This is a genomic window from Flavobacterium calami (assembly GCF_038290035.1).
GTDB classification, from domain to species: Bacteria; Bacteroidota; Bacteroidia; order Flavobacteriales; family Flavobacteriaceae; genus Flavobacterium; species Flavobacterium calami.
This window is the reverse complement of record NZ_JBBYHS010000009.1, coordinates 95,087-107,204: the sequence shown is the minus strand read 5'-3', so window position 1 is coordinate 107,204 and position 12,118 is coordinate 95,087. Positions and strand designations below refer to the sequence as shown.

The 12,118-nt window shown below is 28.2% G+C and carries 10 protein-coding genes; 8 read left to right on the top strand and 2 right to left on the bottom strand.

Annotated elements, in window-relative coordinates; genetic code table 11:
• Positions 1 to 14: 14 nt before the first annotated feature.
• From AAEO57_RS09835 to AAEO57_RS09815, 5 genes are all read left to right on the top strand, one after another.
• Positions 15 to 2,027: a hypothetical protein gene (locus AAEO57_RS09835; RefSeq protein WP_341692082.1), complete on the top strand. Its 2,013-nt coding sequence runs from the start codon at positions 15 to 17 to the stop codon at positions 2,025 to 2,027.
• Positions 2,015 to 2,725 carry a hypothetical protein gene (locus AAEO57_RS09830; protein ID WP_341692081.1) on the top strand — a complete coding sequence of 237 codons (711 nt, stop codon included), beginning with the start codon at positions 2,015 to 2,017 and terminating at the stop codon, positions 2,723 to 2,725. The genes AAEO57_RS09835 and AAEO57_RS09830 overlap by 13 nt, the downstream gene beginning before the upstream one ends.
• On the top strand, positions 2,718 to 3,797 hold the full coding sequence (locus AAEO57_RS09825) for a hypothetical protein (RefSeq protein WP_341692080.1): 1,080 nt from the start codon (positions 2,718 to 2,720) through the stop codon (positions 3,795 to 3,797). The genes AAEO57_RS09830 and AAEO57_RS09825 overlap by 8 nt, the downstream gene beginning before the upstream one ends.
• The gene (locus tag AAEO57_RS09820) at positions 3,794 to 5,089 is read left to right on the top strand and encodes a DNA modification methylase (RefSeq protein WP_341692079.1); all 1,296 of its coding nucleotides are present in this window, start codon (positions 3,794 to 3,796) and stop codon (positions 5,087 to 5,089) included. Before AAEO57_RS09825 ends, AAEO57_RS09820 begins: the two co-directional genes overlap by 4 nt.
• Positions 5,090 to 5,336: 247 nt before the next feature.
• The gene (locus AAEO57_RS09815; RefSeq protein WP_341692078.1) at positions 5,337 to 6,383 is read left to right on the top strand and encodes an HNH endonuclease domain-containing protein; all 1,047 of its coding nucleotides are present in this window, start codon (positions 5,337 to 5,339) and stop codon (positions 6,381 to 6,383) included.
• Between the two features lie 170 nt (positions 6,384 to 6,553).
• Here the strand turns inward: AAEO57_RS09815 and AAEO57_RS09810 are convergent, their stop codons facing one another.
• Both AAEO57_RS09810 and AAEO57_RS09805 read right to left on the bottom strand, forming a co-directional pair.
• Positions 6,554 to 6,730, bottom strand: a complete 177-nt coding sequence (locus AAEO57_RS09810) for a histone H1 (RefSeq protein ID WP_041516026.1) — start codon at positions 6,728 to 6,730, stop codon at positions 6,554 to 6,556.
• A 143-nt stretch (positions 6,731 to 6,873) separates the two neighbouring features.
• Positions 6,874 to 8,553, bottom strand: coding sequence for an AraC family transcriptional regulator (locus AAEO57_RS09805; protein WP_341692072.1), 1,680 nt, complete (start codon positions 8,551 to 8,553; stop codon positions 6,874 to 6,876).
• A 353-nt stretch (positions 8,554 to 8,906) separates the two neighbouring features.
• On the opposite strand from AAEO57_RS09805, the gene AAEO57_RS09800 reads away from it, so the two are divergent.
• The 3 genes from AAEO57_RS09800 to AAEO57_RS09790 all read left to right on the top strand — a co-directional run bounded on the left by AAEO57_RS09800 (position 8,907) and on the right by AAEO57_RS09790 (position 12,114).
• Complete coding sequence (locus tag AAEO57_RS09800; RefSeq protein ID WP_341692070.1) at positions 8,907 to 9,638, top strand: hypothetical protein; 732 nt, start codon at positions 8,907 to 8,909, stop codon at positions 9,636 to 9,638.
• A gap of 716 nt (positions 9,639 to 10,354) precedes the next feature.
• Positions 10,355 to 10,822, top strand: coding sequence for a helix-turn-helix domain-containing protein (locus AAEO57_RS09795; RefSeq protein WP_341692068.1), 468 nt, complete (start codon positions 10,355 to 10,357; stop codon positions 10,820 to 10,822).
• An 80-nt stretch (positions 10,823 to 10,902) separates the two neighbouring features.
• Positions 10,903 to 12,114, top strand: coding sequence for a hypothetical protein (locus AAEO57_RS09790; protein WP_341692066.1), 1,212 nt, complete (start codon positions 10,903 to 10,905; stop codon positions 12,112 to 12,114).
• The last annotated feature ends 4 nt before the right edge of the window (positions 12,115 to 12,118 follow it).

The following is a 12,118-nucleotide window of genomic DNA, read 5'->3' as shown; positions in this document are numbered from 1 at the left end:
TTTAAATCAATTTTATGCAAGAATATATAGTTTTACCTAGCATTACTTCTTTGACTGTTGAAAATTACAGTCTTTATAGTAAGTCTTGGAATTATACAGTGAAAAGTGGATTAAATTTATTTATTGGTGTAAATGGTCTAGGTAAGACAACCTCCACCAGTTTAATTATTTATGGATTAGTTGGTCAAACTACAAAATATAATACCGACAAAGAAGAGTTTAAATTCATTTTCGATAATAAAGGAAACGAACAAAAATTTAAAATTAATAATCAATATTTTAAAAACAGAGAATTTGAAGGAGAGAAAAATGATTTAGCATGTATTGTACTTGAATTTTACCTGAATAATGATTTGGTGAAAATTAAACGGAATTTATTTGTTGATGAGATAATTTCTTTTGAAGTAAATGGTGTACTTCAAGAAAGAAATTATGAAGAATACATTCTTGAAAAAAGTAAATTAACAAAGATTTCGGACTTAGCATTTATATTAGAAAAATTTCTTGTAAAAGAAGAAGAAAGTAATTATTTGCTTTGGGATGTTCAAGAACAGTCAAGAATTTTGCAACTTTTATTGTCTCCAATTGGATTTAAAGATAAATATCAAAAAAAGTTGAATGATTTGTCAAAAATCACAACAATTGAGAAACAGGCAAGTTATTCAAAAACTAAATCATTAAAAGAACAGATAAAAAATTTTAAAGAAAAAAAGAGACTGGACGAAAATAAAAAATACAATATACAGGATCTCAAAATACAAGATAAAAAGCTCGATGATGAAATTAAGGAGTTATCATTAAAAAAAGAAAATATATTTTCTAGTTGGGCTGAAAACAAGAAGGAAATTTCAAAGATAGATTCTCAGCGTCAAGGACTTAGTTTTGAGATAGAGGAAGATTCTAATAAGTTAAGTAATCTGGAATCAATTTTTTACAATAAAGTTTATACTGACGAAAAAGTTAATACTGCAATACATAAATTAAACAATCATGATATGTGTATTTACTGTGATGAAAAAGTCAAGCAAGATGTTAAAGTTAAAATTAATGAAAAGCTAAAACTAAGCTGTTGTCCAGTATGTGACTCAAAATTAGGTAAAACAAATTTCGAAGAAAAGTTAGTAAATAAATCAACCGATGAAATTCTAAAAGATATTTCTGAAATAGAAACAATTCTAAGAGAAAAGAGAAAAATTTTTCACTTATTAAGTACTCAAAAAAATAGTATGAGTGATTTAAACTTAAACGAATTAACAATTGATATTGATAAACAAATTGATAATAAAAAACAAGTCAAGTTTAAATTAGCTCTTGATATTAATAATATTGAAATAAAAAAGGAAGTTTCTTACTGGGATGCATTAATTCATGAGTTAGAAGAAGAAGTCAGAGTTATTGAGAAACAAACTGAAGAAGATAAGAAAAAGGCAATTGGTGATAGCGATTTGAAATCTGTATCAGGTGATATAAAATCATTAAATGAAGAGCTTACTATTAAAGTAAAAGAAAACTTAGAAGCTCTAAATTTAATATTTAAAGAGCTTTCTACACAATATTTTAAGCCAGATGGTAAATTAGTGACTAAATCAGAATTGATTACTAAAACAAATAATTTTGGAGAGATTAAGCAAGAAGTTTATGCTCCTTTTTTTGATAATAAAGATAGAATTGAGATAAAAGCTTTAAGTACATCAGAAAGGCTTTTTTTAGAGTATATATTTAGATTATCTTTATTAAAATTATATGAAAAAAATTCAAAAAACAAGACGTTTATGATAATGGAAACGTCTGAGGGCAGTTTTGATTTTGAACATACTAGAAAACTGGCAGAATTGTTTACAAGCTTTAATAATGAAGATAATTCACTGATATTAATTTTGAACTTAAGCAAGGAAGATTTTATCAAAAAGTTGGCCTCCAATATAAAAAAAGATGATAGAATATTAAAATTTTATGAGTTTGCGAGATTTGAAAATGTAAGCAAAAAAAGTGAAATAGAAACTAAATTAAGCCAATGGTTACGTTAATTAAAGATAGGAATATTCATAAAGCAAATGAAATCTTGTATATTTTAAATGCTCTTGACGAGGTTGGTAAATCAACAGTTTCCAAAGTAGGAATACAAAAGATATATTATTTGTCTTCATTATTATCTCCCATCAAAAACATAGTTATGAGTATAATTCGTTTTTACAGTCAGCTTAGAGGGCCCTATAATTATGAAATACAGAATACAATAGATCAATTAGTTGCGTACGGATTGATTGATGTTTGTGCTTTTCAGACTTTGAATTATAATGCAGCACTTTCTGAGTATAGAATTAATCTTGAAGGTAAAAAAGTTGTGAATTCTTTAATAAAATATTATAAAGAAGAGGAAAAAAACTGGTGGATAAACTTTATAACTAAATGTACATTTCTTTATTCTAGAGAAAATCTTTATGATAAAAACATGGATTACCAGGGATTTGATACAATTGTTAATCTTGTATATAAAGACTCAACATATGAGGTTATAAAAAAAAATTCAAAAAAAAATTATCCTATTGATATTGACAATAAAAATTTGCCAACAAATGAATTAATTAATTATGTGAAAAATTATGTCGAAGTAAATAAAAAAAATTTAAATTTTGGAAGTGAAAGACAAACGGCTGAAATCATTATACTAACATATTTTGAATTTTTATATACTAAATTTATTGAAGCCAAGAACAATGAATGAAAAGGAGAGAATTACAGATTTACTTTATAGCAATCTATATCTTAATTTAGCAAAAAACGCAGAAGGAAGTGTCATTGATGATACTTTTCAGATGATTGATGTTGCTTTAATGTATCGAAAATTATTTGATTTACTAAGTAGTGAATACTATCAAGGTAAAGTTGAGAGTCTCAATCAATTTGTTCTTGTTATGACTAAAAGCAATGAAGAAAGTATTGATATTTTGAGTGAGAAAAATTTTGATGGAAATTTTGTTGGAAATGGAAAACATGCTACCGATAACTTAATTGAATTAGGTATAAAAGGAAAATTATCACTAAATAATAGTATTGATTGTGATTATATTAGTAATCTTGCACAAGTATCAATATTATCCACAAAATATAGTAAATTAAGATTTACTTATATAGAAGGTGATGCAATTTTTGTTTTAGTAGATGGTCGAATTATCCATCAAATTTCATCTATTCTAAGTTTAGATGAAACTAGGGATTTTTCTTTAAAAATTCCTGCATCTGATGTTAAAACAATAATATCAAGATATGTACAATATTTTGAGAATGAAACTTTTCAGGATAAATTTTGGAAATCTAAAAAAGCAGGTCATCTACGGGATAGTCCTGAAATTCTATTTAGTGATGATTTGTACTTATTTATGAGAGATCGTATTAAAGCAGGTAGGGTTGATCACGAATCTTATATTAAGAACACATCTGACCGTACAGATGTGAGGGTAATAACAAGTCCTAATGAAAATGTTTTTATATATGAGGTTAAATGGATTGGTAAAACCTCTGGTTCATCTAATTATAATAAGAATGGCGCACACGATAGAGCAAATGAAGGAATTGTGCAGTTAACGAAATATTTAACTGAAAAGAAATGCAAGCAGGGAATATTAATCATTTATGATGGAAGACTCGAGGTCGAAGAAATAAAATGGATGAATGAATCTAGTTGGGATGTTAGAATAAACAAACCTACAACGATATTAGAATTAAGAAAAGAGAGCGCATCGAAGGAAGCAGAAAAAATTATAAAGCAGAATAAGGCTGAAATAAAAAAAGCATGAATTTAATAGAGTCGAAAAATAAAATAAATTTTATTGATTATAGAGAAGAATACTCAAATTTGGTATCTTTTAATAACAATAAAAATCTTTCAGTACATAGATGGTATCCTTTTGTGGAAGGCTATTCTGCAGAATTTGTAAAAAGAATAATTGGTGAACAAAAATATATTCCGGATAATTGTTTAGAACCTTTTGGAGGTATAGGAACTACTGCTTTAGCTTGTCAGGATTTAAACATAAAATGCCATTCCGTTGAAATAAACCCTTTTTTTTATGACGTTACAAAAGCAAAACTTTCAAATTTTGACAGTAAAAAATTTGAGGACGACATTTTAAGTTTTGCTTCATTTTTAAAGAAATGCAAATCAATTCCTAAAATACCGATTCTAGAATCAAAAACTTTTTTTGAGAATGATAACAGAAGTAAGTGGATTTTCGATCTATCTGTAACTTATGGTATTTCTGATATATTAGAGCAAATAAAAAAAATAAAATTAGATGGGAATGAAAATCATATTCTTTTTAAAATTGCACTAGCAAATCTTCTGGTTCCATCCAGTAATGTTTTTAGAAATGGGAAATGCATGTCCTTTAGGAAAGATTGGAAAAATAAAAATATTACAAGAGAAGAATTTCATGAAAATTTCATAAACTTTTGTAGAAATGTATTATTAGTCGATATTCGCTCGAGAGAGAATATGATTAACACTGTCTACAACTCGTCAACATGCTATAATGGTGATTCAAGAAAATTGGTTAGTAACATCAATGAAAAATTTGATTTAATCATTACATCTCCTCCATATTTAAATTCAAGAGATTATACAGATGTATATCGACTTGAGCTATGGATATTAGGCTACATTGATAAATTTGTTGATGAACGAAAATTAAGAAAATCGACGTTGACCTCTCACGTTCAAGTTCCAATACCCGAAACGGATTATCCTGACATTGAAGAAATTAATTCTTTTTTATTGCATTTAAACAATTTAGATGGAGGTTTATGGAATAAGAATATACCTAACATGTTTAAAGGATATTTTAATGATATGGATATTCTAATAAAAGAGTTTTACAACAAACTAAATGTCGGAGGAAAAGCATATATAAATGTTTCAAATTCTTCTTATGGAAATAAAATATGTGAGGTTGATTTAATATTGGCAAAAATTGGTGAAATGAATAATTTAGAAGTTGAGGAAATTAGAATTGCTCGTAACATAGGTTCTAGTAGTCAGCAAAATGTTAAATTTCCAGTAAGAGAAAGTGTCATTGTATTAAGAAAATAGTTATAACTTTTTTTTTAAATTAATTTGGAGTTTTTTGATTAGGAAGATTTTATTAATCTTATAATTTATGATTTTTACATTTTAACTAATTAAATATATTACACAATCAATACTAAAAATTTGATAAATTATTTAACTAATTATTTATTTCATAGAGATTATCTACCAATTAAGAAGCTTTATAACACCGCAATTGATATCATTAAGGTTGTGTTTTTTTGGGTAACTTTACTTTAAAATCCGATATATGAAGCTACCTAATTCCAAAAATCTGCCAATAAATAAATTATCATCAGTATTTTCTAGTACTTCTGCTACCTATAAATTTTACTGGTTCTTAGCTATTCTTGAATTAGTAGAGGAAGGTAATAATAATATTTCCAAGAGAGAAATATTTTCCAGAATGATCAGTAATTCTTGGTACACGGTTAATTATTTTCATGTCTCTTTCGGTAAACAAGATTTAATTCAAGATTCAGTCAAAGCAATTTTAAAAATAGAAGGTCTCAAAATAAATGAAAATAGAAATACGATAAATTCTGTTTTACAAAAAACTACTAAAATAGAAACTATCAAGATATTAAACCATTTCGACAAAAATGTCCCACATTGGTTTATTTCGTCCTGGTTTTCAGGTAATCGCAATCAAATTTATTCCCTTTCTCAAAATTTTGATCATGGTTGCCTTTATCGATTAGAAAAAGATTTCATAGAAATAAATCCAATCTGGATCTCTTATCTACAATCCAATTCCAAAATACTCAAAGACTTTTGTTTTTGGAATTTATCTTTGTTTCTTCAGAAAAGAAATCTAAATGTTCCTGATATTCCAAATAAAATAAGTAAACCAAGTACTAGAAATTCTTTAGCAAAACAAACCAATGAGTATTGGAAATTAGTATTCAATGAATTGGGGGCAATAGATTGTATTTTCACAAACAGTAGATTAGTGTTTGATGAAAAAAAATATGCTTTGGACCATTTCGTTCCTCATGCATTTGTTTCTCATGATTTAATTTGGAATTTAATCCCAATTAACAAAACGTTTAATTGCTCAAAAGGAGATAAACTTCCATCAGTAGAAAAGTACTTTAATGATTTCTATAGTCTTCAAAAAACAGCTTATGAGATTGTAAAAAGCCATAATTGTAAGAATAAATATTTGGAAGAATTTATTACCATTTTTCCAGATTTAAATTATAATAATGGATTTGATTATTTGCGATACAAAGAAACTATTCAACCTTTAATTACAATTGCAAGTAATAACGGTTTTTCATATATGAAAGATTAATCAAAAAAAATTAAAGATTAGTAACTCGTGAAAAAATCTTATTTGAGTATCTACAATAATAAATACATAAAAAGAAATTGCCTGACTTCTAATATTTCATTAATACATAATAAAAACTAAAAAAGCCTTCCAGAAAACTGAAAGGCTGAATAAGTAAAAGTAAGATTGAATTATTTTTTAGATTCTTCAATAGAAACTTTTCTAAACTCTTTTAAAAGTTTTTCAATTTCTAAAGTTGACTTACGAGCTCTCGCTCCTGCAGCTTTAACACCTTTATCAATTAATGATTCAGATTCTGTTTTAAATGTTTCGATCTCGGCGTTTATTTTTGCTACTAAATCTTTCATGATATATTTTATTAAATTAAGGAAGCAAAAATAAAATTTTGCTTCCTACTTACAACGATTTTGCTGTTAAAATTATAAACTCTTTTACTTAATAAAAAGTGTATTACTTATTGAAACTATTTCATTATACCTAATAATTATATTTAACCTGATTGAGACATCTTATTGATTTCTTCAATAAAGTAAGAAGTCGGACATCCGGCTTTGGAAAAAAAAGCATTTACAAAACTTTGAGTACTGCTAAAACCTGCTTCGTCTGCAAGTGCACTATTTGTATATTTTCTTACTTTATAATCTTCTTTTAATAATGTGATAATATAATCGATCCTAAGGTCGGCAATGTATTTTGTGAATTTTTTTCCTCTGTAATGATAAATTATCTTTGATAAATACTTTGGGTTGGAATTAAAAACAACCGCAAGTTTTAAAGAAGTCAATCCTTTTTCAAGAAATTTTTTATCCTTTTCAAATCTTTCCAGTTGTTTTAGTATGACTCCAACTGTATCTTTATTAATGTCCCCTATTCCATTATTTGCGCTCTTTATGTCAAGTTCAGATAGAGTTTCTTTTTTCTTCATTACTTCCTGAAACTTTAGCCTATAAATATTCTTATTTCTGATATGCATGTAAACAATAAACAGGACAAATAAAAAGAATAAAACTTTTACCCCAGTAAAAATGTAGGTGTCGTATTTCCTTTTATTAAATAAGGCTTCAATTTCCTGTTTATCTCTTAGCAGTACTTTCGTATCATAAACTTTACGAATCCTACTGGAAAGATACCTAAACCTATTATCGAGAATACTATCAGCTTTGAGCAGTTTTTTAATGTAATAAAGCTCTTTATGAATGTCTTTTTTAGTTTTATAATATTCGATTATCCGTTCGTAGTTCTGCCGAAGATCAGGACGGATGTATCCTTTTTCATCAAAAATCTGATCAACCTTCAAAAAGTATGCTAATGCCTTTTCAGGTTTATGAAGTCCCCAATGACTATTTCCTATATAAAAATATGAAACAGACTCATTGGCGAAATCTTTGTTTTTATTGATAATTGGAATTGCATAAGTAATCTTCTGGATAGCATTGGTATAATTATTTTTAAAATACTGATTGATCCCTTCCGAATGAATAAAGTAATCCCTCATTTCATTATTTTCTAATCTCATCCCTTCCCGAATACCTTTTTCGTTTATTTCAGAGCATAATCCGTAATTGCCAATTTTGTTGTAGCACAATCCAAGTGAATGCAGAGAATTTAGGTATGCTCGTGCGTTTTTGTATTTAAAATAATCAGTGCACTCTAAAAAAAGAGAAATTGCCTCATCATAAAATCCCAGATAGTACTTTATATGTGCAATGTTATACTTTACCTTATGTATTAAATACTTGTCATTGGTTTTGGAAATATAATTGTCTGCTATTAAATAATTATCCAAAGCATATTTATGTTTTTTCTGTCCATAATAAACAATTCCCTTGGAAAGATAAGCAGAGCCTATCAAGGCATTATCATTTGATTCTTTAGCAGCATAAATCATGCTGTCAGCATATATGACTTTTAATTTTTCAGTTGAATAGTGCAAATAATTTTTATATCCATTTACAATTTCTTCAAAATTTTTATCATTTTTTGCCTTCTGTAAAAAGTATTGGAGATAATGTGCCTGATTCAATTTATTCTCAGATGTGGCCTCAATACGTTCAAACAGATAATCATAATCCTTTCTTTGAAGTGTATCTGGAACGTTCGATTCTATGTGCTGTGAATAAGTTTGATATCCAAACAAAGCAATTGCGAATAATAAATACCTCTTAATCATAGGGGAAATTAAAAAATGAGACATTATTTTGACTTAGAAATGCTTTTTTATCTGCCAAAACACCATTATGTAGGGATAACGCTTATGTTTTGCCTAAAATAACACCAAATATAAGCTAATAAGCTGATAATTAAGGATTTTTAAACCAAAAAACATTTGTGAATTTCCCGCAAATAGATATAATAAAAACGGGAAATCCATACACAATGTTTTGCAAAACCGAATTGCTTCGTTTAGATTTGTCCTGAATTCAAAAGCAAAAACATTTGGCATCCTGCCAAATTAAAGTTCTGCTAATCCGGGTGAAATGAACTGACTAATAAAATAGTCTTTCCATTTAACAAATTTTAATCATGAAAAATCTTTTATCATTGTTAGTGATTATAGCATCACTACAAGTTTCTTGTACCGATGAGAATATTAAAAACACAGAAATTTTGGACAGCGCAAATAATGAAAAGAAATTTGCAAAATCATCAGCAGTTTTTCAAGAAATCAGCCCGGAAAATCCAGCTAATATTTATGACATAGCCGGTAAAATACATAATGACATCCTTGACGTTTATTTAACAGGCAATTATCCTTGTAATACAATTGCGCAAATAAGCCATAAAGTCGATTCGATCTCAGTCTGGAACAGTGATTTTGTGAATTTAGAAACCAGTATTCCTATTAACTTTCAGGAAATCCAAAAAATTATTAATGATCCTCAATTAGAAATTGAACAGGCAATTATAAATTCTCAAATGACAAATTCAGGCCAAATTTGTCTTTCCAACTTTATGTCTTCGATATTATTATGGGAAAGCAATGAATATAGTCTAATTCATCAATGCATAATTTCATTCGAAACTACTGTCATAAACAATAACCAGTTTAGCCAGGAGGATAAAAGAATTATCCTGACCACTTCATCTATAGCAAGACACTCCCTATATTATCAAAAGGAACGTAAGGATAAAGATTGGGAAACTTCTATTGGCAATCGGGCTGGAGCTGTTCAAGGGGCTATAGATAATTCTTCTACGGCAGTTAACAAATCTATCGTAACTGGACTTGCGATTCAAAATCTCCAAACCGAATAACCAAGAATTGAATAATGTTGACTGAAAAACAACTACGATGCTCTTACTTCGTGTTTTTGATTCTTTTCAATCTAGTCAGCCTTTATTTTATCATGGATTTATCATTCTATGATGAAATGACAGGCTATCCAACCGATGGTGGGATAAAAACTGATTCCCCCGGAAAATCGGCCTATCTGTTTTATTAAAGGCATTTCAAATTTATTTTTTGTACGCTTTTCATTGATGGCCAGATTGTGTGACAAGTAATACTCTCTCTCCTATTCTATTAAGAGAAAGTAATTTCTTCTTCTTAAATATCATAATTTACAAAAGCATCTATTTTGACATCCAAAAAATCAAAATATAAAACTTCAGGCTTACAAGTCTGCATTTTTGAAACATTTAGCTCTAGAATTTCTTTCAAAGAATTTCTGTTAGTAGATAGATTCAGCGTTCTAATTATAAATTCTGGGGCTTTATGCATAGAAATTAACAACAGAAAAATTCATTTATTTAAAAGTGAGCTTATTGTTATTCCAAAAAGATCAACTTGTGAGATTATGTTAATGAGTAATCAATTACAGATATGCCTGCTGTCATTTACGTCAGAGTTTGCATCTGAAAATAGTATTAAATGGCCGCATATTGGTTATTTTGAATATTTTATCACACAAAATGTTTCTAAAATTTTTCTCAAAAATAAACATATTATATCACTGATAGATTTACTTAAATTGATTAATAATAAAGTAAGAAGTTCAAACACTCCTATATTTAAAAAGGAAACGCTTCTTTTAAGTTTTAATCTCTTTTTATACGAGCTGGCCAACGCCTACCACACCTCATCCTGGTATAGCAATGTGAAACATTCCAGTACCGAAAAATTAGTGATCCATTTTTTTAAAATATTAGAATTCAATTGTAGAAAAGAACACAGTGTAAAATTCTATGCACATGCCTTAAATGTTTCAACAGGACATCTTACTAAAACAATCAAAAAAGTAACAGAGATAACGGCAAAACAATGTATCGAAAACGCTATTATTCTAGAGGCAAAAATCCTGCTTCAGAATAATGATTTAACCATTTTACATATTTCAGAAGAACTAAAATTTGCTAATACCTCATTTTTCAGTACTTTTTTTAAAAGCCATACTTCGCTATCTCCATCTGAATATCGTTCAAGATTAAGCTCCCATTAAATAAAGTTTGGCCCAGTTAAAATGTCCGCAATTAATTTGGAATCTCCCGATAAAACATTGGGAGCACTATTTACTTAAAAATGAAAGACATGACTCAACCCTATCTTTTAGAGTGGCTGGATTCAGTAGTGACATTAAATTTAAATCCAAAAAAAAGTGATGTCAGTAAACTTACGCCTCTTCAGTCCAAAGCAATTATTAATAAAGCTATGCAGGAAACACAAATAATTCAAGCTCAATTTACCATTCAGGTTTTTTCGCTAAAAAAAGAAAAATGTATAAAAGTGCTGGTAAGAAATTATCATTCCGCATTAATTAGTCTTTGGGACCAGCTCTTTGAGATAAATGATACGGAGTTATTAGATCGACAAGATCTCAAAGAGGTTGCAGCTACTTTACTTGGATTAATGGATGAACTATTAAGCTTTGTGGAGTCCCGATTTTCTCAATTTTTAACCTTAGATACCAGAATACCGGTTTCTTATCTCACTATTTCAAATAAGAAAACCAAACAAAGACTTGATAAACTGAGAAGCAGCTTGTTTTTTGATAAAGACGAAAAGATGCTTGTGGATATTGTCTTCAATATATTGTACTGTTTTGTCAATTCTAAAAAGAAAAGCAAAATTACCTTTAGAGAAATGCTTTATCATAAACAGTTAATAAAAGAACTTGAACTATTGAAACGTAATAAAAGTGAAGACTTAACTCATACAGGCTTGACTGAAGTGCTAATCTACATGAATTTTAACACTAAGATTTTCATCAATTTTTACACGCAAAACATATCTCGCAAAATTAATAAGTTTGAACAAATACCTGATAAAATCGGATGGCTGTTATTTTATTTTAAAGAATTCAATCAAATCTCAAGCCATGAAAATGTTGCTCTACATCCCAATAATCAAAAATTAAAAAAAGTATTGAGTGATTGGTTCAAGCAAGAAATCAATTTTCTAGAAAAGAAACAACATCTTACTGCTCTTCCATTTCCTCCACTAGATAAAAACCAAAATCAAGTTAATACTGAAAAGAAAGATGAAAAGATTTTATGTCAATTGTCAACTGATCAGACAGCCTTGATACTGCGAGCCAGCGATGAATTAAAAATCCTAAGTTCCAAATCCATGAATCAGGTTTTTAAAACTATAGTTCCGTTCTTGTCTACTCCCTATAAAAATGATCTCTCTTATAATTCTATGCGAAGCAAAGCATATGTTGCTGAAGAAAGGGATAAAGAAATAGCAATTGACACACTGGAACGCTTGATTAAGCAGATTAAAAAATATTAACTTA

Coding starts and splice junctions, on each gene's coding strand:
- AAEO57_RS09835 (WP_341692082.1), top strand. CDS start 15: ATGCAAGAATATATAGTTTTACCTAGCATTACTTCTTTGACTGTTGAA.
- AAEO57_RS09830 (WP_341692081.1), top strand. CDS start 2,015: ATGGTTACGTTAATTAAAGATAGGAATATTCATAAAGCAAATGAAATC.
- AAEO57_RS09825 (WP_341692080.1), top strand. CDS start 2,718: ATGAATGAAAAGGAGAGAATTACAGATTTACTTTATAGCAATCTATAT.
- AAEO57_RS09820 (WP_341692079.1), top strand. CDS start 3,794: ATGAATTTAATAGAGTCGAAAAATAAAATAAATTTTATTGATTATAGA.
- AAEO57_RS09815 (WP_341692078.1), top strand. CDS start 5,337: ATGAAGCTACCTAATTCCAAAAATCTGCCAATAAATAAATTATCATCA.
- AAEO57_RS09810 (WP_041516026.1), bottom strand. CDS start 6,730: ATGAAAGATTTAGTAGCAAAAATAAACGCCGAGATCGAAACATTTAAA.
- AAEO57_RS09805 (WP_341692072.1), bottom strand. CDS start 8,553: ATGATTAAGAGGTATTTATTATTCGCAATTGCTTTGTTTGGATATCAA.
- AAEO57_RS09800 (WP_341692070.1), top strand. CDS start 8,907: ATGAAAAATCTTTTATCATTGTTAGTGATTATAGCATCACTACAAGTT.
- AAEO57_RS09790 (WP_341692066.1), top strand. CDS start 10,903: ATGAAAGACATGACTCAACCCTATCTTTTAGAGTGGCTGGATTCAGTA.